This window comes from Lysobacter arseniciresistens ZS79, assembly GCF_000768335.1.
GTDB lineage: Bacteria > Pseudomonadota > Gammaproteobacteria > Xanthomonadales > Xanthomonadaceae > Novilysobacter > Novilysobacter arseniciresistens.
The window spans coordinates 1-25,063 of the sequence record NZ_AVPT01000035.1 but is presented as its reverse complement, the minus strand read 5'-3'; the positions used below and the strand labels follow the sequence as shown (position 1 = coordinate 25,063).

Below are 25,063 nucleotides of genomic sequence, written 5' to 3'. Positions count from 1 at the left end.
CCGATCTGAAGAAGACAGTTGCTCCTACAGGGCCGCGGGTGCCGGTGCCGCCTGCGCGGTCTCGCGCCGCGCGACGCGCTGCCGGTACATTGGCGTCCCCGTCCGCCAACCCCGCCGCGCATGTCCCTCGCCAAAACCAAGGCCGCGCCCAAGGCCAAAGTCGCCTACGTCTGCACCGACTGCGGCGCCGACCACAACAAGTGGCAGGGCCAGTGCGCCGAATGCGGCGAGTGGAACACCCTGAGCGAGTTCGTGATCGAGTCCGCCGCCGCACAGAAGGCCGGCGGCGCCGGTGCCAGCCGTCGCAGCGGTTGGGCCGGCAAGGTCGATCCGCCGAAGGTCACCGCGCTCAAGGACGTGGTCCACACCGAACACGCACGGGTCTCGACCGGCATCGGCGAGCTCGACCGGGTGCTTGGCGGTGGGCTGGTCAGCGGCGCGGTGGTACTGGTGGGCGGTGACCCGGGCATCGGCAAGTCGACCCTGCTGCTGCAGGCGGTGGCGAAGATGTCCGGTTCGCTGCCGGCGCTGTACGTGACCGGCGAGGAATCGCTGTCGCAGGTCGCCGGCCGCGCGCAGCGCCTCGACCTGCCGCTCGACGGCATCAGCGCGCTGGCCGAGACGGGGGTCGAGAAGATCCTCGAACAGGCGGTGGCGACCAAGCCCGGCCTGATCGTCGCCGACTCGGTGCAGACGCTGTGGACCGATTCGCTGACCGCCGCCCCGGGCTCGGTCAGCCAGGTCCGCGAGAGTGCCGCGCGGCTGGTGCGCTACGCCAAGGAAACCGGCACCGCGGTGTTCCTGGTCGGCCACGTGACCAAGGAGGGCGGCATTGCCGGTCCGCGCGTGCTCGAGCACATGGTCGACGCGGTGCTGTATTTCGAGGGCGAGTCGGGCAGCCGGTTCCGGGTGCTGCGCGCGTTCAAGAACCGCTTCGGCGCGGTCAACGAGCTGGGCGTCTTCGCGATGGGCGACAAGGGCCTGCGCGAGGTGCCCAACCCGTCGGCGATCTTCCTGTCCGGCAGCGCCAGCCCGCAACCGGGCAGCTGCGTGATGGTCACCCGCGAGGGCACCCGGCCGTTGCTGGTCGAGGTGCAGGCGCTGGTCGACTCGTCGCCGCTGAGCAATCCGCGGCGGGTCGCGGTCGGCATGGAGGGCAACCGGCTGGCGATGCTGCTGGCGGTGCTGCACCGGCACGGCGGGGTTGGTGTCGGTGACCAGGACGTGTTCGTCAACGTGGTCGGCGGCATCCGCGTGCAGGAGACCGCGGCCGACCTGCCGGTGCTGCTGGCGGTGCTGTCGAGCCTGCGCGACCGGCCGCTGGCCGAGCGCACGATCGTGTTCGGCGAGGTCGGCCTGTCGGGCGAGATCCGCCCGGTGCCCAACGGCGAGGACCGGCTGAAGGAGGCCGCGACGCACGGCTTCAAGCGCGCCATCATCCCCAAGGCCAATGCGCCGAAGGGTGGCCGGGTCGGCGGGATGGAGGTGGTCGGGGTCGAGCGGCTGTCCGAGGCGTTGGAAGCGGCCGGGTAACGCCTAGACCCGGTAGCCCAGCACCAGCTCCAGCACGAACTTGCTGCCGAAGAACGCCAGCACCAGCAGCGCCATCGCCGCCAGCGTCCAGCGCACCGCGGTGCTGCCGCGCCAGCCGCGGCGCCAGCGCCCCAGCAGCAGGCCGCCGAACACCAGCCACGACAGCACGCTCAGCACGGTCTTGTGGACCAGGTGCTGGGCGAACATGTCGGCCACGAACAGCGCGCCGGTCAGCAGGGTCGCGCTGAGCAGCACGAACCCGGCGCCGATGGTGCGGAACAGCAGGGTTTCCAGCTCGACGAGCGGTGGCAGGGCGCGCAGCCAGCGGTGGAACTCGCGCCGGCGCAGGGCGCGCTGCTGCAGCCACAGCATCACTGCCAGCAGCGCGGCGACGGCGAGCGTCGCGTAGGCCAGCAGCGCCAGCCAGGCGTGCAGTTGCAGGCGCCAGTCCAGCGGCGCCGGCGGCACGTGCCCGTACAGTTCGCAGGCGACCAGCGCGGCCGCCGCGAGCGGGAACACCACCACGCCCAGCGCCGCCATCCGGCCGCCGGCGCCGACCAGCGTCGTCAGCACGGCCATGCCCAATCCGACCAGCGACAGCGCCGCGAAGAAGTGCAGGTCGGCCCCGCCGACGGTGCGCCAGGCCAGCACGTGGGCCGTCGCGTGCAGCAGCACCGCCGCCACCGCCGGCACCAGCCAGCCGCGGCCGTGCCCGTCCTCGCGACGCACGTTCAGCACCAGCAGGGCGCTGGCCGTCAGGTAGAGCAGGGCGGCGATGAGAACGATTGTCATCGGCCAAGTGTAGCCGGGCCCGCGTGCGCGGGTGTGCCGCGGCCGGGCGGTCGTGGCGGCCCGTATAATCGCCGGTCCCCGACGCTTCGCGACCTGTCCATGTTCGAATCCCTGACCCAGCGCCTGTCCGGCACCATCGAGCGCCTGCGCGGCCGCGGCCGCCTGAGCGAGGAGAACATCCGCGAGTCGCTGCGCGAGGTCCGCATCGCGCTGCTGGAGGCCGACGTCGCGCTGCCGGTGGTGCAGGCCCTGATCGAGCGGATCAAGGTCCGCGCGGTCGGCCAGGAGGTGCTCAAGTCGCTGACGCCGGGCCAGGCCCTGATCAAGGTCGTGCGCGACGAGATGACCGCGGTGATGGGGTCGCAGGCCAACGACCTGAACCTCAACGTGCCGGCGCCGGCGGTGATCCTGATGGCCGGCCTGCAGGGCGCGGGCAAGACCACCACGGTCGGCAAGCTCGCCAAGCACCTGAAGGACAAGCGCAAGAAGAAGGTCATGGTGGTGTCGGCCGACGTCTACCGGCCGGCCGCGATCGCCCAGCTGGAGACGCTGGCCAAGCAGGTCGACGTCGCCTTCTTCCCCTCGCAGGCCGACCAGAAGCCCGAAGCGATCGTCCGCGCCGCGATCGACGACGCGCGCAAGTCGTTCGTCGACGTGCTGATCGTCGACACCGCCGGCCGCCTCGCGGTCGACGAGGCGATGATGGCCGAGATCAAGGCCCTGCACGGCGCGGTCAACCCGGCCGAGACCCTGTTCGTGGTCGACTCGATGACTGGCCAGGACGCGGCGACCACCGCCAAGGCGTTTGGTGAGGCGCTGCCGCTGACCGGCGTGGTGCTGACCAAGACCGATGGCGATGCCCGCGGTGGCGCGGCGCTTTCGGTGCGTTACGTCACCGGCAAGCCGATCAAGTTCATCGGCGTCAGCGAAAAGCCCGACGGCCTCGACGTGTTCCACCCCGACCGCGTCGCCAGCCGCATCCTCGACATGGGCGACGTGCTCAGCCTGGTCGAGCAGGTCGAGCAACAGGTCGACCGGGACAAGGCGACCAAGCTGGCCGAGAAGGTCGCCAAGGGCAAGAAGTTCGACCTCAACGACATGCGCGACCAGCTCGAGCAGATGCAGAACATGGGCGGGCTGAGCGGGCTGATGGACAAGCTGCCGGGCATGGGCCAGATCCCCGAGTCGGTCAAACAGCAGGTGACCGGCAAGGAGGTCCCGCGGCTGGTCGCCATCATCAACTCGATGACGAAGAAGGAGCGCCGCAACCCGGCGTTGCTGAACGGTTCCCGCCGCAAGCGCATTGCCAGCGGCGCCGGTGTCACCCCGGCCGACGTCAACAAGCTGATGAAGCAGTACCAGCAGATGGAAAAGATGATGGGCAAGCTGGGCCGCGGCGGCATGAAGGGCATGATGCGCGGTATGCGCGGAATGATGGGCGGCCGCGGCGGGATGCCCTTCTAGAGGTTCCCTCGGGCCGAAAACCCTTTATACTTGCCGGCTTACCCCGTCATTCCGGCGGCTGGGCAACACAGGAAAGCAACCCCATGGTCAAGATCCGACTGACCCGCGGCGGCGCCAAGAAGCGTCCCTTCTACCACATCATCGTCACCGACAGCCGCAGCGCCCGCGACGGCCGCAACATCGAGCGCGTCGGTTACTACAACCCGATCGCCACCGGCGGCGAGAAGCGCGTCGAGCTTGACCTCGAGCGCGTGAAGCACTGGGTGGCCAACGGCGCGCAGCTGACCGACAAGGTCGCCGTGCTGTACAAGGAAGCGGCCAAGACCGCTGCCGCAGCCTGATGTCCCGGGCCGTCCACGCGGCGGCCCGCTTCCGGCAATGAACGATCAAGGGCGTCGCATCCTCCTCGGCAGGGTGTCCGGCGCCCTTGGCTTGCGTGGCGAGGTCAAGCTCGAGTCCTGGACAGAGCCGCGCCCGGCGATCTTCGGCTACCAGCCCTGGACCCTGCGCGACGTGCGCGGGCAGGAGCGGCAGGTCGAAGGCGTGCGCGGGCACGAACAGGGCAAGCACCTGGTCGCCCGGTTCCCCGGCGTCGACGACCGCACCGCGGCCGAAGCGCTGCGTGGGCTGGAGATCCACGTCCCGCGCGATGCGCTGCCGCCGCCGAAACCCGGCGAGTTCTACTGGGCCGACCTCGAAGGCCTGCGCGTGGTCACGGTGGACGGGGTCGACCTGGGCAACGTCTCGCACCTGTTCGCGACCGGCGCCAACGATGTCCTCGTCGCCCGCGACTCCGAGCGTGAACGCATGATCCCGTTCGTGCGGCCGCAATTCGTCACCGATATCGACCTCGAAGCCCGCACGATCACGGTCGACTGGGACCCCGAGTTCTAGCGCGCCGTGCGCATCGACGTCATCAGCCTGTTCCCCGAGTTCGTCGCCCAGTGCGCGGCGTTCGGCGTGACCGGTCGCGCGGTCGAGCGGGGCCTGCTGTCGCTGCACGGCTGGAACCCGCGCGACCACGCCGAAGGCAACTACCGCCGGGTCGACGACCGCCCATTCGGCGGCGGTCCCGGCATGGTGATGCTGATCGACCCGCTGCGCGCGAGCCTCGCCGCCGCCCGCGCGGACGATGCGACCCCGGCCCGGGTCATCTACATGAGCCCGCAGGGCACGTCGCTGACCCAGGCCAAGGTGCGCGAACTGGCCGGCCACGAGCGCCTGGTGCTGCTGTGCGGCCGCTACGAGGGGGTGGACGAGCGGTTCATCGAGGCCGAGGTCGACGAGGAGATATCGATCGGCGATTACGTGCTGTCGGGCGGCGAACTGGCCGCCGCGGTGCTGGTCGATGCGGTCGCCCGGCTGCAGGACGGCGCCCTGAACGACGCCGAGTCGGCCATGCAGGACAGCTTCGAGGACGGCCTGCTGGACTGCCCGCACTACACCCGTCCGGTCGAACATGAACTGGGCGCGGTGCCGCCGGTGCTGATGTCCGGCAACCATGCCGAGATCGCCCGCTGGCGCCGGCAGCAGTCGCTGGTGCGGACCCTGCAGCGGCGGCCGGAGCTGGTCGACGAGGCCGGCCTGTCGAAGGCCGACCGCAAGCTGCTGCAGGCGTGGCGCGACGGGCAGGCCGGCAGGGGCGGCTAACCCCTAGTCACGCAAGGATTTTTGCCGCTATAATGCGCGGCTTAGCTGCATCCACGCCATGACGCGGGTCCACGTGCACTCGCGCAACAACTAATCCAACAGGCCGTCACCATGAACAAGCCCTCGCTCAACACGCTGCTGCAGAACTTCGAATCCGAACAGGTCCAGCGCGAGCTGCCCGCCTTCGGCCCCGGCGACACCGTGATCGTCAACGTCAAGGTCAAGGAAGGCAACCGCGAGCGCGTGCAGGCCTACGAGGGCGTGGTCATCGCGACCAAGAACGCCGGCCTGAACTCCGCCTTCACCGTGCGCAAGATCTCGCACGGCTACGGCGTCGAGCGCGTGTTCCAGACCCACAGCTCGACCATCGACTCGGTCGAAGTGAAGCGCCGCGGCAAGGTCCGCGCCGGCAAGCTGTACTACCTGCGCGGCCTGGAAGGCAAGAAGGCGCGCATCCGCGAAGACCTGGCCGGCAACGCCCGCGCCAAGGCCCTCGCCAAGGCCGAGGCCGCTGCCGCGGAGTAATCCGCGCAACGTGCCCCGCACACGCGACGGCCGCCTCAGGGCGGCCGTTCGCGTTTGCGGGTTTCGCGGAAATGTTCGACCGGATACCACCGCGGTTCACGGGCGTCATCCGGAACATTCCTACAATCGCGTCCATGACTTCGAGCCAGCCCGTCGAACCCGTCGCCACCGTCCGTCTCGACCTGTGGCTGTGGGCGTCGCGGTTCTTCAAGACCCGCAGCCTTGCGCGCGACGCGATCGAGCACGGCAAGGTCGAAGTGGGTGGCCAGCGGCCCAAGGCGTCGCGCGCGGTGCGGGTCGGCGACGCGCTGCGGATCGCGCGGGGCGACGAGATGTTCGAAGTGACCGTGCTGGGCCTGAGCGACAGCCGTGGCCCGGCGACGGTCGCGCAGACGCTGTACCGGGAGTCCGGGGAGTCGCGCGCGGAGCGCGAGCGCCTGCGTGCGCTGCGCGCCGCCGAGCGCGCCGGCTACCGTCCGCCGGAGACGAAGCCGGACAAGCGGGCCCGGCGCTTGATTCGCGCCCTCGGCGACATCGACGCGCTGTAGATCACCGGAACGCCTTGCTGGCGCTCAGCCCCACCACCGCGTGGCGCCCGGGCGCCGGCTCGAAGTAGCGCCCGCCGCTGGCATTGACGATCACCGAGCCGACGATGTCGCGGTCGAACAGGTTGTTGATCCGTGCGAAGGCGCGCCAGTCGAGGCCGGCGGCGTGGAAGCGATGCTCGGCCGCGAGGTCGAAGCTGGCGTAGGCGGGTGCCGCGGCGGTGTTGGCGTCGTCGGCGTAGACCCGGTCGACGAAACGACCCTGCAGCATCACGTCGGTGGTGTCATACGGGCTCCAGCGCAACTCGGCCCATGCGGTGTGCCGCGCAAGGCCGGGGATGTGGCGACCGTCCTCGATCACCACGTCGTCCTGCGCGCACGACGGCGTACCGCAGACGGCGAAGTCCTCGGCGTAGCGCGCATCGAGGAAGGTGTACGCGCCGGCGACGTGCCAGCGCGGTGCCAGTTCGCCTTCCAGCGCCAGTTCGGCGCCGCGGCGGACGGTGGTGCCGGCGTTGTCGTAGACGCTGCGACCACCCTCGTTGGCGGCGACCACCAGTTCGTCCTCGGTGCGGCTGTGGAACAGCGCCGCGGAGTACTCCCACGCCGGCCGGCGGGCACGCAGCCCCACCTCGTAGTTGCGGCTGCGCGCCGGTTGCAGCGCGTCGTTGAGGCCGCCTTGGTCGTCGCTGCGGTAGGCCAGCTCGGAGAAGGTTGGTGTCTCGAAGCCGGCGCCGGCGTTGGCGAACACGCTCAGCCACGGGGTCGCGCGGAACAGCACGCCGGCCACCGGCGAGGTGCGCGAGTACTCCAGCGCGCCGCTGTCGTCGGGGTTGATGTCGCTGACGAAGCGGTCGTCGGACTCGAACCGGACCCGGCTGCGGCGCACGCCGAGGTCGACCCGCCAGCGCTCGGCCGGCGCCCACTCGGCCTGCAGGTAGGCGTCGTTGCCGGTGACGCGGTTGTGCTCGTCGCGTCGCAGCGCGCCGACCACGCCGACCGTGTCGCCGATGAAGTTCTCGAAGCCGAGCCGGTGCTCGTCCGACACCTCGTGGTCGAAACCCGCCGTCAGCGAGAACGGCCGGCCGGCGAGGTCGGTCGACCAGCGCCAGCGGCCGTCGATGCCGCGGTAGTCGCGGTCGAGATCGATCGCGCCGCCGTTGTGCAGGGGGGTGGAGCGCTGCACGAACACCGGCACCGACAGCATCTGGGTGGTCGCGCGGTTGCCGGCCCACGCGGTGACGGTGAAGGCATGGTGGGCCGAGACGTCCCGCTCGAAGCGGGCGCCGAACTGGTCCTGCCGCACGGTCTTGCGGGTATCGAAGGTCAGCGCGCCCTCGCTGGCGGCGCGGCGATCGCCCTGCAACTGCTCGGCGGTGAGGCCCTGCGGGTCGTCCGCCTCGACGTCCAGGCCGTTGAACAGCACGGTGAAGCGGCCACCGCCGACGTCGCCGCGCAGCAGTGCCTGGCCGCTGGTCCGGCGGGCCGCGCTGTGGTCGCGGTAGCCGTCGCTGTCGATGTTTACGAGGTCCACAAGCAGGTCGCCGTGGTCGTCGCGACCCCACGGCGTGTGGAACGACAGCGAGCCGCGCCGCAACCCGTCGGCGCCCGCGGTGTAGCCGGCGCGGACGGTCGGGTCGGCCGGTGCGGCGGCGGTGAACAGTTCGATGACGCCGCCGGATGCATTGCCGTACAGCGCCGAGAACGGCCCGCGCAGCACCTCGATGCGGCCCGCCGACTCCAGCGGGAAATGCGAGACCTGGCCCTGGCCATCCGGCATCGTCGCCGGGATGCCGTCGGTGTAGAGCTGCACCCCGCGCACGCCGAATGCGGCACGTGCGCCAAAACCGCGGATCGAGACCTGCAGGTCCTGCGCCTGGTTCTGGCGGTCGCGCGCGACCACGCCGGGGACGCGTTGCAGCGACTCGGACAGGTCGATCCTCGGCTGCGCGCGGTTGATCTCGCCGGCACCGATCACGTCGATCGCGGCCGGGACGAGCAGGGCGTCGGTCGGGTTGCGCGTCGCGGTGACGACGACGGCGTCGAGATCGGTGGCGGAGTCGGCGTTGCGCGGCTCCGGTTCCTCCGGTGACTGCGCGGCGGCGACGTGCGGCAGCAGGGCCGAGGCGAGGGCGAACGCGAGGGCGGTGAAGCGCATGGGCATCCTGTCGGTGGCGCGACGAGGCGGGCGCCGCACATGTGGCGGCGGCGCGCGCTCGGGGAGCGATGTCGGCGGCCACCATAAGCACGGTCGGCGGCCGGCGGAGTGAAGAGTCCCGTGTACGCGCGGCTTCGACGGCGCGTCAGCCCAGCGACTTCAACCGGTACAGCGCTTCCAACGCCTGCTTCGGCGTCAGCTCGTCGGGGTCGATCGCGGCCAGCGCATCGAGGGCGGCCGACGATGGTGCGAACAGGCCGATCTGTTGCGGCTGGTCGAGCGCGGCGGCGGCCATCGACGGCTTGGGCGCGTCGCGGCTCTGCTGCTCCAGTTCGGCCAGTCGCCCGCGCGCCTGCGCGACCACCGCCTTGGGCAGCCCCGCCAGCGCCGCCACCTGCAGGCCGAAGCTGCGGTTCGCGGGGCCATCCTTGACCGCGTGCATGAACACCAGCGCATCGCCGTGCTCGACCGCGTCCAGATGCACGTTGGCGATGCCGCTGCCACCACTGCGGTTGGGCTCGCCGGCCAGCGCGGTCAGTTCGAAGTAGTGCGTCGCGAACAGCGTGTAGGCGCGGTTGGTGTGCGCCAGGTGCCGCGCGCAGGCCTCGGCCAGGGCGAGGCCGTCGTAGGTCGAGGTGCCGCGGCCGATCTCGTCCATCAGCACCAGCGACCGGTCGGTGGCGTGGTGGAGGATGTAACTGGTCTCGCTCATCTCGACCATGAAGGTCGACTGGCCACGGGCGAGGTCGTCGCCGGCGCCGATGCGGGTCAGGATGCGGTCGACCGGGCCGATCACCGCGCGCGAGGCCGGCACGAAGCTGCCGATGTGGGCGAGCAGTACGATCAGCGCGTTCTGCCGCATGTAGGTGCTCTTGCCGCCCATGTTGGGGCCGGTGATGACGAGCATCCGGCGGTCCTCGTGCAGGACCAGGTCGTTGGGTTCGAACGGCTCGTCGCGCACCGCTTCGACCACCGGGTGGCGGCCCCGCTCGATCGCGATGCCCGGTTCGTCGGACAGTTCCGGCCGCGCCCAGTCCAGCAACTGCGCGCGCTCGGCCAGGCAGGCGAGGACGTCGAGTTCGGCCAGCGCGGCGGCGCAGCGCTTGAGCGGTTCCAGCCGTTCGCCGAGCACGTCGAGCAACTGCTCGTACAGCAACCGCTCGCGGGCGAGTGCGCGTTCGCGCGCGGACAGTACCTTATCCTCGAAGGCCTTGAGTTCCTCGGTGATGTAGCGCTCGGCGTTGGCCAGGGTCTGGCGACGGGTGTAGTGCGTTGGCGCCTTGGCCGCGTGCGCCTTGCTCACCTCGAGGTAGTAGCCGTGCACGCGGTTGTAGCCGACCTTCAGCGTCGGGATGCCGCTGGCCTCACGCTCGCGGGCCTCCAAGTCGACGAGGAACCGGTCGGCGTGGGTCGACAGCCGGCGCAGCTCGTCGAGCTCCGCGTCGTAACCCTCGGCAAACACACCGCCGTCGCGGGCCAGCACCGGCGGCTGCTCGACGATCGCCGAGGCCAGCAGGTGTGCGTGTTCGTCGTGCTCGCCGAGTTCGGCCGCAAGCTCCGCCAGCCGCGGCGAGTCGAGCGGGGCGAGCAGGCCGCTCACGGCCGGCAGCAGGCCGAGGCCGTCGCGCAGGGTCGACAGGTCGCGCGGGCGGGCGCTGCGCAGGGCGATGCGCGAGAGGATGCGTTCGAGGTCGCCGAGCGCGCGGAAGCGCTCGCGCAGGTCGTCGCCGGCGCGCGAGTCGATCAGCGTCTGCACGGCTTGGTGGCGGCGGCGCAGCACGTCGCGATCGCGCAGCGGCCGATGCAACCAGCGCCGCAGCAGGCGCCCGCCCATCGGGGTCACGGTCGAGTCGAGCACGCCGAGCAGGGTGTGGCGGTTGTCGCCGTCGACGCGGGTGTCGAGTTCGAGGTGGCGGCGGGTCGCGGCGTTCATCGCGATCGCGCCGTCGCCGGACTCCACCGCGATCGCGGTCAGGTGCGGCAACCGCTGCTTCTGGGTTTCCTCGACGTAGCCGAGCAGGGCGGCGGCGGCGGCGATCGCCAGCGGCTTGTCGTCGATGCCGAAACCGGTCAGGTCGTGCAGGCCGAAGAACCTGAGCAACTGGCGACGGCCGCTGTCGGCGTCGAACAGCCACGGCGCGCGCCGGCGCACGCCGTTGCGACCGGTCACGAACGCTGGCCAGCCGTCCTCGTCGGCGCACAGGGTCTCGGCCGGCTCCAGCCGCGCCAGTTCGGCCTCCAGTGCGTCATCGGTCGCCACTTCGTTGACCAGGAAGCGGCCGCCGGCCAGGTCCGCCCAGGCGATGCCGTAGCCGGCCTTGCCGCGCGACACCGCCAGCAGCAGGGTGTCGCGACGCTCGCTCAGCAGCGCCTCGTCGGTGACCGTGCCGGGGGTGACGATCCGGACCACCTTGCGCTCGACCAGTCCCTTGCTCGCGGCCGGGTCGCCGATCTGCTCGCAGATCGCGACCGACTCGCCCAGCGCCACCAGCCGCGCCAGGTAGCCCTCCGAGGAGTGGTGCGGCACGCCCGCCATCGGGATTGGCTGGCCGCCGGAACTGCCGCGCTGGGTCAGGGTGATGTCGAGCAGCCGCGCCGCCTTGCGCGCATCGTCGAAGAACAGCTCGTAGAAGTCGCCCATCCGGAAGAACAGCAGCACGTCCGGGTGCTCCGCCTTGGCGGCGAAGAACTGCTTCATCAGGGGGGTGTGTTCTACGGCCTTGTCGGCGGGCATGGCGGTCCGGCGGGGTGCGGCGAAACCACCGATTGTGACCGCTCGCGGCTGCCGCGGCGAGGCGGCCGGCGCCGGCCCGCCGCCGCTTGGCGAGCAACGGGCGGCGCGGCGGTATAGTGCGCCGATGACCAACGACACCACCGATGCGGACCTGCTGGCGCTGGCGCGGCAGGTCGGCGACGCCGCCCGCAGGCACCACCACCGCCTGGTCACCGCCGAAAGCTGCACCGGCGGCTGGATCGCCAAGACCCTGACCGACGTGGCGGGCTCCTCCGACTGGTTCGAGTGCGGCCTGGCGGCCTACAGCTACGAGGCCAAGCAGGCCCTGCTGGGGGTGCAGCCGCATACGCTGGAAGCGCACGGCGCGGTCAGCCGGGAGACCGCGATCGAGATGGTGTCGGGCGCGCTGGTGCACTCCGGCGCCAGCCTCGCGGTGGCCGTCACCGGCATCGCCGGCCCGGGCGGCGGTACCGACGACAAGCCGGTCGGCACCGTCTGGATCGCCTGGAAGCGTCGGGGCGGCTACACCACCGCGGTCGTCTTCCATTTCGACGGCGACCGCGACGCGGTGCGCCGGCAGACGGTCGCCGCGGCGCTGCACGGGCTGCTCGAACTGGCCGCCTGAGCGGGATCCACGCCCGGGTTGCATCCGGCGAACGGGCGTTAGTAGTATTGCTACTAATGAACGCTCTGACCGACACCCAGCAGTCCATCCTCGCCCTGATCGCCGAGCGCATCGCGGTCGACGGGATGCCGCCGTCGCAGACCGAGATCGCCCAGGCGATGGGTTTTTCCAGCGTCCGCGCGGCGCAGTACCACCTGGAAGCCCTTGAGCAGGCCGGAGCGATCCGCCGGGTCCCGGGCAAGGCCCGCGGGATCCGGCTGGTGCAGGCACCGGTGGCGGAGGAGGGCGGGGCCGGTGCAGACGTCCCGCTGCCGTCCAGCGACGACGCGCTGCGGCTGCCGGTGCTGGGCCGGGTCGCCGCCGGCGCGCCGATCGGCGCCGATGCCGGGGTCGACGACTACGTATTGCTGGACCGCAACCTGTTCTTCCCGTCGCCGGACTACCTGCTCAAGGTCAAGGGCGACTCGATGCGCGACGAGGGCATCTTCGATGGCGACCTGATCGGCGTGCACCGCACCCCCGAGGCCCGCTCGGGACAGATCGTGGTGGCGCGGATCGACGACGAGATCACCGTCAAGCTGCTGAAGGTCGGCAAGGACCGGATCCGGCTGATGCCGCGCAACCCCGACTTCGAGCCGATCGAAGTGATGCCCGACCAGGACTTCGCGATCGAAGGCCTGTACTGCGGCCTGGTCCGCCGGGGGCGGTGAGCGGTGTTGTCCCCGCCGCGGCCGCGGTGTTTTCCGACCCCCGGACCCGCCCGATGCCGATCGTGCGGCCCGTACCCGCCCGTTAGTTTCGAAAGAGGCGCAACGGTCGCAACCCGTGCGACCGGCGCCGCCTAACCTGCACGCATCCACCTGACACCACCTTAAGGAATCCCACGATGGACGAGAACAAGAAGCGCGCACTGGCCGCCGCCCTGGGCCAGATCGAGAAGCAGTTCGGCAAGGGCTCGGTCATGCGCATGGGCGACCGGGTGGTGGAGGCGGCCGAGGTCATCGGCACCGGCTCGCTGATGCTTGACATCGCGCTCGGCATCGGCGGCCTGCCCAAGGGCCGCGTGGTCGAGATCTACGGGCCGGAGTCCTCCGGCAAGACCACCCTGACCCTGCAGGCCATCGCGCAGTGCCAGAAAGCCGGTGGCACCGCGGCCTTCATCGACGCCGAACACGCGCTCGACCCGGTCTACGCGGCCAAGCTCGGCGTCAACGTCGACGACCTGCTGCTGAGCCAGCCGGACACCGGCGAGCAGGCGCTCGAGATCGCCGACATGCTGGTGCGCTCGGCCGCCGTGGATATCGTGGTGGTGGACTCGGTCGCCGCGCTCACCCCGCGCGCCGAGATCGAGGGCGAGATGGGCGACCAGCTGCCCGGCCTGCAGGCCCGCCTGATGAGCCAGGCACTGCGCAAGCTGACCGGCAACATCAAGCGCTCCAACACGCTGGTGGTATTCATCAACCAGCTGCGCCACAAGATCGGTCAGATGATGCCGGGCCAGAGTCCGGAGACCACCACCGGCGGCAACGCGTTGAAGTTCTACGCCTCGGTGCGCCTCGATATCCGCCGCATCGGCTCGATCAAGAAGGGCGACGAGATCATCGGCAACCAGACCAAGATCAAGGTCGTCAAGAACAAGATGGCGCCGCCGTTCAAGCAGGTCATCACCGAGATCCTGTACGGACAGGGCATCTCCCGCGAGGGCGAGCTGATCGACATGGGCGTGGACGCCAAGCTCGTGCAGAAGGCCGGTGCCTGGTACAGCATGGGCGAGGAGCGTATCGGCCAGGGCAAGGAGAACGCCCGCCAGTACCTCAAGGAAAACCCCGAGGTCGCCCAGCGGCTGGAGGCCGAACTGCGCGAAAAGTTCGTGCCGGCCGAGGCCCGTCCGGGCGAGGACGAGGCGGACGACGACACGGACGCCTGAGCGCCACGCTGACGGCCCATGCAGGACGACCGCTCCGACGACGACACGGGCCGCGAAGGCGGCCTGTTCGGTCCCGACCCGGCCACGCCGGGTCGACGCCGCAAGCGTCAGCCGGCCAGCACCACCCAGCGGGCGCTGGGGTTGCTGGTCCGGCGCGAGCATTCGCGCAAGGAACTGACCCGCAAGCTGGTCACCCGTGGCCTCGACGCGGACGAAGTCGAGGCCGCGGTCGACAAGCTGGCCGCGGCGGGCTGGCAGGACGACACCCGGTTCGCCGAAGGGCTGGTGCGCAACCGGGCCAACGCGGGCTACGGCCCGATCCACATCCGCGCCGAGCTGGGAACGCACGGGCTCGACAGCGACGCGGTCGCGGCGGCGATGGAGAGTTTCGAGGGCGACTGGCTCGACAATGCCCGCGACCTGGTCCGCCGCCGCTACGGCGACGGCGTTCCCGACGACCTCGCGCTGCGCCGCAAAGCCGCCGACCTGCTGATGCGGCGTGGCTTTCCCGGCGACATCGTCCGCGCCGCCACCCTTTTCGACCCGGACGACTGAGGCTTCACCCCGGCCCTGCCGGCGGCCCGGCGCCCCGGCTCCCCGAGGCCAGCATCCGGCCCGCGCCCCTGTTACGCTAAACGGCTCCCCACGGTTGCCCGCGCAGCCCGTCGGCCCCGCCCGGGGCCTCGACGCCGCGGCAACCTGCCCAGCCATTCCGATCCAGCGTGCCAGGCATGAAGACCACCAACGACATCCGTCGCGACTTCCTCGAATTTTTCCGCGAGCGCGGCCACACCATCGTGCCTTCGGCGCCGTTGGTGCCGGCCAATGACCCGACCCTGCTTTTCACCAACTCGGGCATGGTCCAGTTCAAGAACGTGTTCCTCGGCAGCGAAAAGCCCGGCTATGTGCGCGCGGCCGACGTCCAGCGCTGCCTGCGCGCCGGCGGCAAGCACAACGACCTCGACCAGGTCGGCTACACCGCGCGCCACCACACCTTCTTCGAGATGCTCGGCAACTGGTCGTTCGGCGACTACTTCAAGGAAGACGCGATCAAGTGGGCCTGGCAGTTGCTGACCGAGGTCTGGAAGCTGCCGGCCGAGCGCCTGACCGTCACCGTCTACCAGACCGACGACGAGGCCTACGCGATCTGGCGCGACGTCATCGGCGTGCCCGAGGCCCGGATCATCCGCATCGGCGACAACAAGGGCGCGCCGTTCGCCTCCGACAACTTCTGGCAGATGGCCGACACCGGCCCCTGCGGCCCCTGCACCGAGGTGTTCTACGACCACGGCGAGCAGCACTTCGGCGGCCCGCCGGGCTCGCCCGACGAGGACGGCGACCGCTTCATCGAGATCTGGAATCTGGTGTTCATGCAGTTCGATCGCCAGCCCGACGGCACCCTCGCGCCGCTGCCGGCGCCGTGCGTCGACACCGGCATGGGGCTGGAGCGAATCGCCGCGATCCTGCAGGGCCGGCACGGCAACTACGAGATCGACATCTTCCAGCACCTGATCAAGGCGGCGGCGGCCCTCACCGATACCGCCGACCTCGACAACAAGTCGCTGCGGGTGATCGCCGACCACATCCGCGCCTGCGCGTTCCTGGTTGTCGACGGCGTGCTGCCGTCCAACGAAGGCCGCGGCTACGTCCTGCGCCGGATCATCCGCCGCGCCCTGCGCCACGGCTGGATGCTCGGCCGCAAGCAGCCGTTCTTCCACCGCATGCTCGGCCCGCTGATCGAGGCGATGGGCGACGCCTACCCGGAGCTGGAAGCGAACCGCAGCCTGATCGACCGCGCGCTGCTGGCCGAGGAGGAGCGCTTCGCCGAGACGCTCGATTCGGGCATGCGGATCTTCGACGAGGTCGCCGCGCGCTCGCAGGGCGTGGTTCCCGGCGTCGACGCGTTCCGCCTGTACGACACCTACGGCTTCCCGGTCGACCTGACCGCCGACATCGCCCGCGAGCGCGGGCTGTCGATCGACATGGACGGCTTCGAGGCGGCGATGGCGCAGCAGCGCGAGACCGCCCGCGCCGCCGGCAAGTTCGGCGGTGGCACCACGCTGCCGGCCGAGCTGGTCGCGCAACTGCAACCGTCCGGTTTCCTCGGCTACGACGCGCTCACCGCCGGCGGGCTGGAAGTCGTGGCACTGCTCAGGGACGGCCGTCCGGTCGACGCGATCGCGGCCGGCGACGAGGCGCTGGTGATCCTCGACCGCACGCCGTTCTATGCCGAAAGCGGTGGCCAGGTCGGCGATACCGGCGAGCTCGACCTGGAAGGCGCGCGGTTCACCGTGACCGACACCCTGAAGCTCGCCGGGCAGTTCCACGGCCACGTCGGCCGGCTCGCCTCTGGCAGCCTGAAGCGCGGCGACCGCGTGCTGGGCTCGGTCGACAGTGCGCGCCGCGGGGCGATCGTGCTCAACCACTCGGCCACCCACCTGCTGCACGCCGCGCTGCGCTCGGTACTCGGCGAGCACGTCGCCCAGAAGGGCTCGCTGGTGGCGCCGGAGCGGCTGCGCTTCGACTTCTCGCACTTCCAGCCGGTCACCGCCGACGAGCTGGCCGAGATCGAGCGCCGGGTCAACGCCGGCATCCGTGCCAACCACGAGGCCGAAATCCACCACATGGGCATGCAGGACGCGCTCGACTTCGGCGCGATGGCGCTGTTCGGCGAGAAGTACGGCGACGAGGTCCGCGTGCTGCGGATGGGCGACGCCTCGACCGAGCTGTGCGGCGGCACCCACGTTGCCCGGACCGGCGACATCGGGCTGTTCAAGATCCTCTCCGAAGGTGGCGTGTCGGCCGGCGTACGCCGGATCGAGGCGGTCAGCGGGCAGGGTGCGCTCGACCACGTCGCCCTGCAGGAGCAGCGGCTCGCCGAGGCCGCCCGACTGCTGGGCGGCACCGCGTCCGATGTCGCCGACAAGCTGCGCGGGCTGCTCGACCGGCAGAAGAAGGCCGAGCGCGAACTCGATGCGCTGAAGGCCCGGGCCGCGTCGGGCGCCACCTCGGAGCTGTCCGCGTCGGCGGTCGATGTCGGCGGCATCAAGGTGCTCGCCGCGCGCGTGGAGGGGCTCGACGCCAAGGCCCTGCGCGACGCGCTGGACCGGCTCAAGCAGCAGCTCGGCGACGCCGTGGTGCTGCTGGCCGGCGCCAGCGACGGCAAGGCTGCGCTGGTGGCGGGCGTCAGCGGTGCCGCGCTGGGCCGGGTCAAGGCGGGTGAATTGCTCGCCCACGTCGCCGCCCAGGTCAACGGCAAGGGCGGCGGCCGCCCGGACATGGCGCAGGGTGGGGGCGAGGACGGACCCGCCCTGGTGGCCGCCCTGGCAGGTGTGCCGGATTGGGTGGCCGGCCGCCCGGGTTGACAGGATGTGCCGGGCGTCGCTTGTGGCGAACGTCCCGGCAAGTCAATAATCGGCGTTTAGCCCAGAGTCGGAACACTCCCCGTATCATCCGGGGTCAGCGTCGATGCAGGCTGCATCGGCACAAGGAGAATCCAGCAATGCTTATCCTGACGCGACGCGTCGGTGAGACCCTCATGATCGGCGACTCGGTGACCGTCACCGTGCTCGGCGTGAAGGGCAACCAGGTACGTATCGGCATCACCGCCCCGAAAGACGTGGCGGTGCACCGCGAAGAGATCTACCAGCGCATCCAGCGGGGCGACACGCCCAACGACAGCGAAGAAAAAGGCTCGGCCGACTGAAAAAGGTTTGCCGTGCCGGGGTCGAGCCGTTATGCTCTCCGCCCGCACGCAGCATCAGCGGACACGCTTCATCGCGGAGAGTTGCCCGAGTGGCTGAAGGGGCTCCCCTGCTAAGGGAGTATAGGGTTTATAGCTCTATCGAGGGTTCGAATCCCTCACTCTCCGCCAGTTCCACCAGCCGCCGGAATGGCGGCTTTGTGTTTCCGGTTCCGCATCGCGCGGGTGCCGGAACGCAGCGGGAAAATCGTTGACGGATCGCTGCACTGCCGTCATAATTTTCCGACTACGCGCCCGTAGCTCAGCTGGATAGAGCACCAGGCTACGAACTTGGGGGTCGGAGGTTCGAATCCTTCCGGGCGCGCCATACAAGACGAAAGGGTCGACGGTTGGTCCGTCGGCCCTTTTGTTTTGTGGTCGCGCGTCACTGGCGTTTCGGCCCAGCCGTGCGCGATTCAATCGACCAGTGCGGTGGCCACCACGGCCGGGTGCTTCATCCAGGCGAAGTGGTCGGCTCGCGTGCCGAGTGCGCCGCGGTCGAGCGGCAGGAGCGTGGTGTCCGCGCCCGGCATTTTCGACAGCAGGAAACGAAGGGACGACCGGGGTGCCAGCCAGTCGTCCGCCAGCACCACCGCACGCACCGGCAGGCGGACCTCGGCGAGGCCGGCTTCGAGATCGACGTCCAGGCCGGATGCCGCGTAACGACCGCCGAGCGCGCTGCGCGCCCAGTCGTTGATGACCCCGCGCGCTTCGTTGCCGCCAAAGCCGATCCGACGGCCGGGCAGGGCGCCATTGCGGCGCGCCAGCCACGGCAGGAAGCGGTAGGCCGGCGGCAGCGCGTAGCGTCGCGGCGGCGGGAATGCGCGCCAGTATGGCGCGCCGCTCGCGACCAGCCACAGGGCGGAGGCCGAGCCGGGCGCCATCGCCAGGCGACACGCCGCGAGCTGGCCGCCGAGGCTGTGGCCGCCGATGATCCGACGCGTCCCCGCCGGCGAGGCGTCGGCCATCGCGGCCTCCGCCGCCGGCAGGTCGAGCGACAGCAGTTCGCGATAACTCCAATCCACGTCGCGGCCGGCCCGCAGGTTGCTGCTGCCATGGCCGCGCCACTCGTGCAGGAACGTCGCCACGCCGCCTCGCGCCAGCTCGTCCGCGAACGGCAGGTAATGGCGGGCCGCGACGCCGAGCGCGGGGAGCCACAGGACCGCTGCCCGTGCGCGCGTCGGCACCTGGGCGAGCATCCGCCACTGGTGGCCGTCGGCAGCGGCGACGGGCAGTTCCAGCGCCTGCATCAGGCCGCCGGCGGGACGGTCGCGCCGAAGTGGTCGAGCACCACCACGTCGCCATGGCCGGGGCGGTACCCGCCAAGCAGTGCGCGATGGACGTAGTCGGATGCCCGGTCGCAGGCGGTACGCAGGTCGTCGCCCAGTGCGAGCCGGGCGGCCACGGCCGAGGCCAGCGTGCAGCCGGTGCCGTGTGCCTCGATCGACAGCCGCGGGTGGCGGATCTCATGCACCGTGCCACTGGTCGCCAGCAGGTCGACGACATCGCCGTGGTCCTCCAGGTGCCCGCCCTTGAGCAGCACCGCGTTCGCGCCCGCGGCGAGCAGCGCTTCGCAGGCGGCTTGCATGTCGTCCACGGTGTGGATGCGGCGGTCAAGCAGGAGTTCGGCCTCCGGCAGGTTGGGAGTGACGACGGTTGCCAGCGGCAGCAGCTGGTCGCGCAACGCCGCGAGCGCGTCGGCTTCCAGCAGGCGGGCACCCGAGGTCGCGACCATCACCGGGTCGAGCACGATCGCCGGCGGGACGTGCGAGTCGAGCGCGTCGACCACGGCGCGGATGACGTCGCCGTTGGCCAGCATCCCCAGCTTGACCGCGGTGATGCGGAAGTCGTCGAAGCAGGTGTCGATCTGCGCGCGCAGGAAACCGGGGTCCGGCACGCTGACCGCAGTGACGCCACGGGTGTGCTGCGCGGTCAGTGCGGCGATGGCGCTGAGGCCGTGCACGCGGTGCGCGGCGAAGGTCTTGAGGTCGGCCTGGATGCCGGCGCCGCCGCCGGAGTCGGAGCCGGCGATGGTCAGCGCACTGGGCGGCCGCGGGTCGGACGTGGTCATGCGGGCATTGTCGCCCAACGTGGCACGGGCCTACAGCGGCGGGCCCGGAGGGCGTCGCAGGGTGAGCTGCCGGTACAGGAAGTACCCGAGCCCGGTTCCGCCGGTCAGCGCCGCCGGCAGGTAGAGCGCGGCGTAGCCGAGCCATCCGAACAGCCAGGCACCCGCGATGCCGCCGAGGAAGAAGAAGCAGGTCACCAGCGCGCACAGGGCGAGCCGGCGCTGCGACAGCGGCAGCCCGCGCACGGCGTGGCCGAGCATGATGCCGAGGTCGGTGAACATGCCGCTGACATGCGAAGTGCGCACCAGCGCCCCGCTGTAGGTGGTCGCCATCGCGTTCTGCAGGCCGCAGGCCATCGCAGCGAGGATCGGCCCCGCGAGGTGCTGCTGCCGGAACAGCGGCACCGCGGCGAGCAGCATCAGCGACTCGATCGTCAGCACCACGCCGTAGCGGCGTCCCAGCCGCAGGGTGCTGTCCTGCACGATCAGGCCGCTGAGCATCGCCCCGCCAACGAACGCCGCCAGCATCGCGCCAAGGCCGATCGCGAGGCCGGGCTTGCCGCCGACCAGCGCGGCCGCCAGCAGCGAGGTGTTGCCGGTCAGATGGGTCACCGCCTGCTGCTGGAAACCGAGGAAGCCGACCACGTTGACGATGCCGGCCACGCTGGCGAGCGCGGCGGCACCGACCCAGACCCACGTGGCCAGCCGCTCGGCCACCGGCTACAGCACTTCCGAGGCGTAGTCCGCCAGCCGCGAACGCTCGCCACGACGAAGGGTCACGTGGGCGCTGTGCGGCCAGTTCTTGAAGCGGTCGACGGCATACGTGAGGCCCGACGTGGTCTCGGTCAGGTACGGCGTGTCGATCTGCTCGACGTTGCCGAGGCAGATGATCTTGGTGCCCGGGCCGGCACGGGTGATCAGCGTCTTCATCTGCTTGGGCGTCAGGTTCTGCGCCTCGTCGAGGATCAGCCAGCGGCTCAGGAACGTGCGCCCGCGCATGAAGTTGAGCGAGCGGATCTTGATGCGGCTGGCGAGCAGGTCGTTGGTCGCCGCGCGCCCCCAGCTGCCGCCTTCCTGGTTGTGGGTCAGCACTTCGAGGTTGTCGGTCAGCGCGCCCATCCACGGCGTCATCTTCTCCTCCTCGGTGCCGGGCAGGAAACCGATGTCCTCGCCGACGCTGACCGTGGCGCGGGTCATGATGATCTCGCGATAACGCTGCTGGTCCATCGTCTGCGCCAGGCCCGCGGCCAGCGCGAGCAGGGTCTTGCCGGTGCCGGCGGTGCCGAGCAGGGTGACGAAGTCGATCTCCGGGTCCATCAGCGCGTTGAGCGCGAAGTTCTGCTCGCGGTTGCGCGCGGTGATGCCCCAGACCGAGTGCTGGCTGTGGCGGTAGTCGTCGACGATCTGCAGGGTGACGCGCTCCTCGGTGACCTTGGCCACCTTGAGCTCCGCCTCCTCGTCGCCGGGCAGGTACAGGAACTGGTTCGGGTACCAGTCGTCGTCCTCGACCCGCGAGATTTCGTAGTAGGTGCGGCCCTTGTCGGTCCAGGACTTCAGGTCCTTGCCGTGGCGCTTCCAGAAGTCCTCCGGCAGCGCGGTGGCGCCGGTGTAGAGCAGGCTGAAGTCGTCGAGCGCACGGTCGTTCTCGTAGTCCTCCGACACGATGCCGGCGATCGCGGCCTTGATCCGCAGGTTGATGTCCTTGGAGACGAACACCACCGGCAGCTCGGGTTCGGCCTCCTTCAAGGCGAGGATGGCGCCGAGGATCGCGTTGTCCGGCACCACCGCGCCGAAGCGGCGGCCGGCATCGAAGTTGTCGGTCTGGAACCGCAGGTAGCCGGCGCTCTGCGCGCCGCGCAGCTGCAGGCCCTGCGGCCGCAACAACGGGATGCCCTCGGTGACCTTCGCGGTACCGGCGGCTTCCACCAGCTCGTTGAGGAAGCGGCTGACCTGGCGCGCGTTGCGGCTGGCTTCCGACGTGCCCTTCTTGCCGTTGTCGAGTTCCTCGATCACCTGCATCGGCAGGTAGACGTCATGCTCCTCGAACTTGAACAGCGCGGTCGGGTCGTGCATCAGCACGTTGGTGTCGAGCACGTAGATCCGCTTGCCTTTGGTCATCTGTAGCTCCGGTCGGGAAGGGACTGCGAGGAATCAGGCACTGCGTCCCCGCATGGGCGGGAATGACGGACAAAAGCCCACGGCAAAGCATCGCCGGAGCCCGCGGGGCGGGCGGCGATGCGTGGGTGGGCGGGGCGGGTCACTGCGTGGCGACCGCCTTGAGTTCTTCCAGCACGGCTTCGGCGTGGCCGGCCACCTTGACCGGCGACCACACCCTGGCGATGCGGCCCTGCGGGTCGATCAGGTAGGTGCTGCGGACGATCCCCATCACCTTGCGGCCGTACATGTTCTTCTCGCGGATCACGCCGAAGGCGTTGCACAGCGCCTCGTCCTTGTCGCTGACCAGGTCGAACCCGAAGCCCTGCCTGGCGCAGAAGTTCTGGTGCGACTTGACCGAGTCGCGCGAGACGCCGAGGACGGTCGCGCCGAGCTTTTCGAACTCGGGCAGCAGCGCGTTGAAGTCGTTGCCCTCGGTGGTGCAGCCCGGCGTGCTGTCCTTCGGGTAGAAGTACAGCACCAGCCACTGGCCCGCGTAGTCGCCGAGGGTGGTGGTGCGCTCGCTGGACAGCGCCAGCGGAAGATCGACGGGTACCTTGTCGCCGGTATCGAGCATTTCGTGCTCCACAGGGTCAGGCTCCTCAGAACTTCATCGGGTCCATGATGGCGTCGAGGTTCAGGTGGTCGCAGAACTCGAGGAAGTCATCGCGCAGGGCGGCGATGTGCATGCTCGCCGGCACCCCGATGGTGACCTGCGCCGAGAACATGTCGGCGCCGGTCTGCATCGCCCGGTAGCGCGAGCAGTGCAGGCTCTCGATCGTGATGCCCTCGCGGTCGAAGAAATCCGCCAGCTGGAACAGGATGCCGGGTTTGTCCGCCGCCACCACCTCGACGATGTAGGGCAGCAGGTTGGATTGCACCTGCTTGGCGCCGGTGCGGTACCAGATCAGCTTCAGGCCTTCCTCGCGCTCGAGCCGGGTCAGCATCGCCTCGAGCTTGGCGATCGCGTCCCACGGGCCGACCGCCAGCGCGGTCACCGAGACATCGCGGCCGACCGTCGACAGCCGGGCGTCGACCAGGTTGCAGCCGCTGTCGGCAATGCGCCGCGATACCGACAGCAGCGGGGATTCCGGATGCGTCGTGTAGGCGTTGATCAGGAGGTGGTTTTCGTTCGGAGACGGCCGGGTACTGGAATCGGTCAAGACGGCGCCTGCAAGGAGGGACTGGCTGGAAGCGCCGCGTGGCGGGCTTCCCGGAAGACTGGACCGTGGCCCGCGAACAGCCCGTGAGCGGTCCGCGAGCAGTTGCCAGCATACTTGCCGCTGGTTTCGGGCCGCAAGTAACATCGACGGTCCGCGGCCGTGCGAGCCGCTACCCGCGCGCATTCGCGCGCCACAGCGCCCAAAGGCCCCGACTTGCGAATTTCCGGCAGCATCACCGCACTGGCCACCCCGTTCGACGCCGACGGGGAACTCGACCTCGACGCCTGGCGCCGGCTGATCGATGCCCAGGTCGAAGGCGGCACCCAGGCGCTGGTCGTGGCGGGCTCGACCGGCGAAGCGGCGGCATTGTTCGACGCCGAGTTCGACACCCTGCTGCGTACCGCGGTGGAGCACGTCGGCGGCCGCGTGCCGGTCATCGTCGGCACCGGGCAGTCCAACACCGGCAAGACGATCGAGCAGGGCCGGCGCGCCGCCGCGCTGGGCGCCGATGCTGCGCTGGTGGTGACGCCGCCGTACGTGCGCCCGACCCAGTCGGGGCTGGTCGCGCATTTCCGCGCAGTGGCCGACGACGGGGCGCTGCCGGTCATCCTCTACAACGTGCCCGGGCGTACCGGCTGCGACATGCTGCCGGCCACCGTCGCCGAGCTGGCTGGCCACCCGCGCATCATCGGCATCAAGGAAGCGCGCAACGACGTCGAACGGATGGACGCGTTGCTGGAGCTGCGCGACGATTCGTTCGTGGTGCTGAGCGGTGACGACCCGACGGCCTGCCGGGCGATGCTGGACGGCGCCGACGGTGTCGTGTCGGTCGCGTCCAACGTGCTGCCGCGCTCGTTCCGCCGCCTGTGCGAGCTCGCGCGCGCGCGCAAGCGCGACGCGGCCGAGGGCTGGGACGCGCGGCTGGCGCCGATCGTCGACTTCCTCGGGGTCGAACCCAACCCGATCCCGGTCAAGGCGATCCTGCAACTGCAGGGGATCGGCCATGGCCTGCGCCTGCCGCTGCTGCCGCTGTCCGCCGCCCACCGGGACGACGCGGCGCGCATCGCCGTGGCCGTGCGCGAACTTGAAACCGCCTGCGACGCCGTCGCCGACTGACCGGAGATTCCCCCATGCAATCCAACACCATCCGTCCCCGGACCCTCGTTGCCGGCGTCCTGCTGGCCAGCCTGGCCGCGACGTCGGGCTGCCGCTGGTTCAGCCAGGCCGACGACCTGTACGCGCCGGCGCCGCAGGACCGCCCGCTTGAAGTGCCGCCGGACCTCGACCAGCCCGGTGACACCGCGTCCGAGCCGACCGGTTCGGTGACCGCGTCGGGCACCGTCGCCGCCGCGGGCAACGCCGCGCCGGCCACCTCCGCCGCAAACGGCTTCAACGCCGCCGGCACGCGCGACGAAGTGTTCGCCAAGGTGGACACCGCGCTGGTGGCGATCGACGGCGTCACCGTCGTCAGCCGCGCGCAGCTGCTGGGGGTGTTCGACATCAACTACCAGGACAGCAACTTCCTGGTCCGGGTCAGCGAGGCGGGTGCCGGCAGCTACGTGTCGGTGGTCGATCCGCGCGGCACCCCGGCCACCGGCGCGGCGCCGGAGCAACTGCTCGCACAGCTGCAGGCGGCGCTGGCCGGCAACTGAGCGGCATCGCCAAGGCACCAACGGAAACGGGCGCCAGGAGCGCCCGTTTTTCTTTGTCGGAACCGTCGCCGGCGGCGTTCCTCAGCGCTCCAGCAGCTCCAGTTTACCGGGCCGGCCTTCCCACTCCTTGGCGTCGGCCAGGCCGTCCTTGCGCGCGGTGATGACCGGCCATTCCTTTGCCAGCTCGGCATTGATCTGCACGAACCCTTCCTGGCCCGCTGGCACGTCGTCCTCGGGGTAGATCGCGTTGATCGGGCACTCCGGCTCGCACAGGGTGCAGTCGATGCATTCGTCCGGGTCGATCACCAGGAAGTTCGGACCCTCGTGGAAA

At 70.4% G+C, this 25,063-nt stretch carries 25 protein-coding genes and 2 tRNA genes; 17 read left to right on the top strand and 10 right to left on the bottom strand.

Annotation, left to right across the window (positions count from 1 at the left end; genetic code table 11):
* The first annotated feature begins 120 nt into the window (after positions 1 to 120).
* Positions 121 to 1,533, top strand: a complete 1,413-nt coding sequence (radA, locus tag N799_RS12675; RefSeq protein WP_036213187.1) for a DNA repair protein RadA — start codon at positions 121 to 123, stop codon at positions 1,531 to 1,533.
* A 3-nt stretch (positions 1,534 to 1,536) separates the two neighbouring features.
* Here radA and N799_RS12670 read toward each other — a convergent pair whose 3' ends face one another.
* Positions 1,537 to 2,325, bottom strand: coding sequence for a cytochrome C assembly family protein (locus N799_RS12670; protein WP_036213184.1), 789 nt, complete (start codon positions 2,323 to 2,325; stop codon positions 1,537 to 1,539).
* A 99-nt stretch (positions 2,326 to 2,424) separates the two neighbouring features.
* Between N799_RS12670 and ffh the strand changes: the two genes are divergently transcribed.
* From ffh to N799_RS12640, 6 genes are all read left to right on the top strand, one after another.
* Positions 2,425 to 3,789: a signal recognition particle protein gene (gene ffh, locus N799_RS12665; protein WP_036213181.1), complete on the top strand. Its 1,365-nt coding sequence runs from the start codon at positions 2,425 to 2,427 to the stop codon at positions 3,787 to 3,789.
* 83 nt (positions 3,790 to 3,872) lie between these two features.
* Complete coding sequence (gene rpsP, locus N799_RS12660; protein WP_036213178.1) at positions 3,873 to 4,130, top strand: 30S ribosomal protein S16; 258 nt, start codon at positions 3,873 to 3,875, stop codon at positions 4,128 to 4,130.
* Between the two features lie 37 nt (positions 4,131 to 4,167).
* A complete protein-coding gene (rimM, locus tag N799_RS12655) occupies positions 4,168 to 4,683 on the top strand; it encodes a ribosome maturation factor RimM (RefSeq protein ID WP_036213175.1) in 516 nt (171 codons plus the stop codon).
* Positions 4,684 to 4,689: 6 nt separating this feature from the next.
* Positions 4,690 to 5,439: a tRNA (guanosine(37)-N1)-methyltransferase TrmD gene (trmD, locus tag N799_RS12650; RefSeq protein ID WP_036213173.1), complete on the top strand. Its 750-nt coding sequence runs from the start codon at positions 4,690 to 4,692 to the stop codon at positions 5,437 to 5,439.
* Between the two features lie 111 nt (positions 5,440 to 5,550).
* Positions 5,551 to 5,964, top strand: coding sequence for a 50S ribosomal protein L19 (gene rplS, locus N799_RS12645; RefSeq protein ID WP_036213170.1), 414 nt, complete (start codon positions 5,551 to 5,553; stop codon positions 5,962 to 5,964).
* Positions 5,965 to 6,098: 134 nt separating this feature from the next.
* Entirely contained in the window at positions 6,099 to 6,512 is a 414-nt protein-coding gene (locus N799_RS12640; protein ID WP_036213167.1) for an RNA-binding S4 domain-containing protein, read from the top strand.
* Between the two features lies 1 nt (position 6,513).
* Here N799_RS12640 and N799_RS12635 read toward each other — a convergent pair whose 3' ends face one another.
* Complete coding sequence (locus tag N799_RS12635) at positions 6,514 to 8,667, bottom strand: TonB-dependent receptor family protein (protein WP_036213164.1); 2,154 nt, start codon at positions 8,665 to 8,667, stop codon at positions 6,514 to 6,516.
* Positions 8,668 to 8,812: 145 nt separating this feature from the next.
* A complete protein-coding gene (mutS, locus tag N799_RS12630; protein ID WP_036213160.1) occupies positions 8,813 to 11,401 on the bottom strand; it encodes a DNA mismatch repair protein MutS in 2,589 nt (862 codons plus the stop codon).
* 124 nt (positions 11,402 to 11,525) lie between these two features.
* Here mutS and N799_RS12625 point away from each other — a divergent pair, with 124 nt between their 5' ends.
* The 8 genes from N799_RS12625 (at position 11,526) to N799_RS12590 (ending at position 18,023) form a co-directional block, all read left to right on the top strand.
* Positions 11,526 to 12,026 carry a CinA family protein gene (locus N799_RS12625; RefSeq protein WP_036213158.1) on the top strand — a complete coding sequence of 167 codons (501 nt, stop codon included), beginning with the start codon at positions 11,526 to 11,528 and terminating at the stop codon, positions 12,024 to 12,026.
* Positions 12,027 to 12,082: 56 nt separating this feature from the next.
* On the top strand, positions 12,083 to 12,736 hold the full coding sequence (gene lexA / locus N799_RS12620; protein WP_036213155.1) for a transcriptional repressor LexA: 654 nt from the start codon (positions 12,083 to 12,085) through the stop codon (positions 12,734 to 12,736).
* A 176-nt stretch (positions 12,737 to 12,912) separates the two neighbouring features.
* Positions 12,913 to 13,953, top strand: coding sequence for a recombinase RecA (gene recA, locus N799_RS12615; protein WP_036213151.1), 1,041 nt, complete (start codon positions 12,913 to 12,915; stop codon positions 13,951 to 13,953).
* An 18-nt stretch (positions 13,954 to 13,971) separates the two neighbouring features.
* A complete protein-coding gene (recX, locus tag N799_RS12610; RefSeq protein ID WP_081975020.1) occupies positions 13,972 to 14,508 on the top strand; it encodes a recombination regulator RecX in 537 nt (178 codons plus the stop codon).
* Between the two features lie 176 nt (positions 14,509 to 14,684).
* Entirely contained in the window at positions 14,685 to 17,318 is a 2,634-nt protein-coding gene (gene alaS, locus N799_RS12605; RefSeq protein ID WP_036213148.1) for an alanine--tRNA ligase, read from the top strand.
* Between the two features lie 137 nt (positions 17,319 to 17,455).
* Positions 17,456 to 17,659, top strand: a complete 204-nt coding sequence (gene csrA / locus N799_RS12600) for a carbon storage regulator CsrA (RefSeq protein ID WP_036213145.1) — start codon at positions 17,456 to 17,458, stop codon at positions 17,657 to 17,659.
* A 75-nt stretch (positions 17,660 to 17,734) separates the two neighbouring features.
* Positions 17,735 to 17,827, top strand: a tRNA-Ser gene (locus tag N799_RS12595).
* 119 nt (positions 17,828 to 17,946) lie between these two features.
* Positions 17,947 to 18,023: transfer RNA gene (locus tag N799_RS12590), tRNA-Arg, on the top strand.
* 88 nt (positions 18,024 to 18,111) lie between these two features.
* On the opposite strand, the gene N799_RS12585 is transcribed toward N799_RS12590, so the two are convergent.
* The 6 genes from N799_RS12585 to N799_RS12560 all read right to left on the bottom strand — a co-directional run bounded on the left by N799_RS12585 (position 18,112) and on the right by N799_RS12560 (position 23,080).
* Positions 18,112 to 18,945, bottom strand: a complete 834-nt coding sequence (locus tag N799_RS12585; RefSeq protein WP_036213141.1) for an alpha/beta hydrolase family protein — start codon at positions 18,943 to 18,945, stop codon at positions 18,112 to 18,114.
* Positions 18,945 to 19,766 carry a bifunctional hydroxymethylpyrimidine kinase/phosphomethylpyrimidine kinase gene (gene thiD / locus N799_RS12580; RefSeq protein WP_036213138.1) on the bottom strand — a complete coding sequence of 274 codons (822 nt, stop codon included), beginning with the start codon at positions 19,764 to 19,766 and terminating at the stop codon, positions 18,945 to 18,947. Before thiD ends, N799_RS12585 begins: the two co-directional genes overlap by 1 nt.
* Before the next feature lie 30 nt (positions 19,767 to 19,796).
* The gene (locus N799_RS12575) at positions 19,797 to 20,480 is read right to left on the bottom strand and encodes a YoaK family protein (protein WP_036213135.1); all 684 of its coding nucleotides are present in this window, start codon (positions 20,478 to 20,480) and stop codon (positions 19,797 to 19,799) included.
* 3 nt (positions 20,481 to 20,483) lie between these two features.
* Positions 20,484 to 21,881: a PhoH family protein gene (locus tag N799_RS12570; protein ID WP_036213133.1), complete on the bottom strand. Its 1,398-nt coding sequence runs from the start codon at positions 21,879 to 21,881 to the stop codon at positions 20,484 to 20,486.
* A gap of 139 nt (positions 21,882 to 22,020) precedes the next feature.
* Positions 22,021 to 22,494, bottom strand: a complete 474-nt coding sequence (locus N799_RS12565) for a peroxiredoxin (RefSeq protein ID WP_036213190.1) — start codon at positions 22,492 to 22,494, stop codon at positions 22,021 to 22,023.
* 25 nt (positions 22,495 to 22,519) lie between these two features.
* Positions 22,520 to 23,080, bottom strand: a complete 561-nt coding sequence (locus tag N799_RS12560; RefSeq protein ID WP_036213132.1) for a glycine cleavage system transcriptional repressor — start codon at positions 23,078 to 23,080, stop codon at positions 22,520 to 22,522.
* A 213-nt stretch (positions 23,081 to 23,293) separates the two neighbouring features.
* On the opposite strand from N799_RS12560, the gene dapA reads away from it, so the two are divergent.
* Both dapA and N799_RS12550 read left to right on the top strand, forming a co-directional pair.
* Complete coding sequence (gene dapA / locus N799_RS12555) at positions 23,294 to 24,196, top strand: 4-hydroxy-tetrahydrodipicolinate synthase (protein ID WP_036213130.1); 903 nt, start codon at positions 23,294 to 23,296, stop codon at positions 24,194 to 24,196.
* 14 nt (positions 24,197 to 24,210) lie between these two features.
* On the top strand, positions 24,211 to 24,732 hold the full coding sequence (locus tag N799_RS12550) for a hypothetical protein (protein ID WP_036213127.1): 522 nt from the start codon (positions 24,211 to 24,213) through the stop codon (positions 24,730 to 24,732).
* Between the two features lie 81 nt (positions 24,733 to 24,813).
* Here N799_RS12550 and N799_RS12545 read toward each other — a convergent pair.
* Positions 24,814 to 25,063, bottom strand: a 250-nt coding sequence (locus N799_RS12545; protein ID WP_036213124.1) for a ferredoxin family protein, incomplete at its 5' end; no start/stop codon positions are given.

What these genes read in the sequence shown, in the direction of transcription:
- rpsP (WP_036213178.1), top strand. Translation starts at nt 3,873, where the DNA reads ATGGTCAAGATCCGACTGACCCGCGGCGGCGCCAAGAAGCGTCCCTTC.
- ffh (WP_036213181.1), top strand. Translation starts at nt 2,425, where the DNA reads ATGTTCGAATCCCTGACCCAGCGCCTGTCCGGCACCATCGAGCGCCTG.
- csrA (WP_036213145.1), top strand. Translation starts at nt 17,456, where the DNA reads ATGCTTATCCTGACGCGACGCGTCGGTGAGACCCTCATGATCGGCGAC.
- N799_RS12585 (WP_036213141.1), bottom strand. Translation starts at nt 18,945, where the DNA reads ATGCAGGCGCTGGAACTGCCCGTCGCCGCTGCCGACGGCCACCAGTGG.
- N799_RS12625 (WP_036213158.1), top strand. Translation starts at nt 11,526, where the DNA reads ATGACCAACGACACCACCGATGCGGACCTGCTGGCGCTGGCGCGGCAG.
- recA (WP_036213151.1), top strand. Translation starts at nt 12,913, where the DNA reads ATGGACGAGAACAAGAAGCGCGCACTGGCCGCCGCCCTGGGCCAGATC.
- rplS (WP_036213170.1), top strand. Translation starts at nt 5,551, where the DNA reads ATGAACAAGCCCTCGCTCAACACGCTGCTGCAGAACTTCGAATCCGAA.
- N799_RS12635 (WP_036213164.1), bottom strand. Translation starts at nt 8,667, where the DNA reads ATGCGCTTCACCGCCCTCGCGTTCGCCCTCGCCTCGGCCCTGCTGCCG.
- radA (WP_036213187.1), top strand. Translation starts at nt 121, where the DNA reads ATGTCCCTCGCCAAAACCAAGGCCGCGCCCAAGGCCAAAGTCGCCTAC.
- lexA (WP_036213155.1), top strand. Translation starts at nt 12,083, where the DNA reads ATGAACGCTCTGACCGACACCCAGCAGTCCATCCTCGCCCTGATCGCC.
- rimM (WP_036213175.1), top strand. Translation starts at nt 4,168, where the DNA reads ATGAACGATCAAGGGCGTCGCATCCTCCTCGGCAGGGTGTCCGGCGCC.
- N799_RS12565 (WP_036213190.1), bottom strand. Translation starts at nt 22,494, where the DNA reads ATGCTCGATACCGGCGACAAGGTACCCGTCGATCTTCCGCTGGCGCTG.
- alaS (WP_036213148.1), top strand. Translation starts at nt 14,685, where the DNA reads ATGAAGACCACCAACGACATCCGTCGCGACTTCCTCGAATTTTTCCGC.
- mutS (WP_036213160.1), bottom strand. Translation starts at nt 11,401, where the DNA reads ATGCCCGCCGACAAGGCCGTAGAACACACCCCCCTGATGAAGCAGTTC.
- recX (WP_081975020.1), top strand. Translation starts at nt 13,972, where the DNA reads ATGCAGGACGACCGCTCCGACGACGACACGGGCCGCGAAGGCGGCCTG.
- N799_RS12640 (WP_036213167.1), top strand. Translation starts at nt 6,099, where the DNA reads ATGACTTCGAGCCAGCCCGTCGAACCCGTCGCCACCGTCCGTCTCGAC.
- N799_RS12550 (WP_036213127.1), top strand. Translation starts at nt 24,211, where the DNA reads ATGCAATCCAACACCATCCGTCCCCGGACCCTCGTTGCCGGCGTCCTG.
- N799_RS12570 (WP_036213133.1), bottom strand. Translation starts at nt 21,881, where the DNA reads ATGACCAAAGGCAAGCGGATCTACGTGCTCGACACCAACGTGCTGATG.
- N799_RS12670 (WP_036213184.1), bottom strand. Translation starts at nt 2,325, where the DNA reads ATGACAATCGTTCTCATCGCCGCCCTGCTCTACCTGACGGCCAGCGCC.
- thiD (WP_036213138.1), bottom strand. Translation starts at nt 19,766, where the DNA reads ATGACCACGTCCGACCCGCGGCCGCCCAGTGCGCTGACCATCGCCGGC.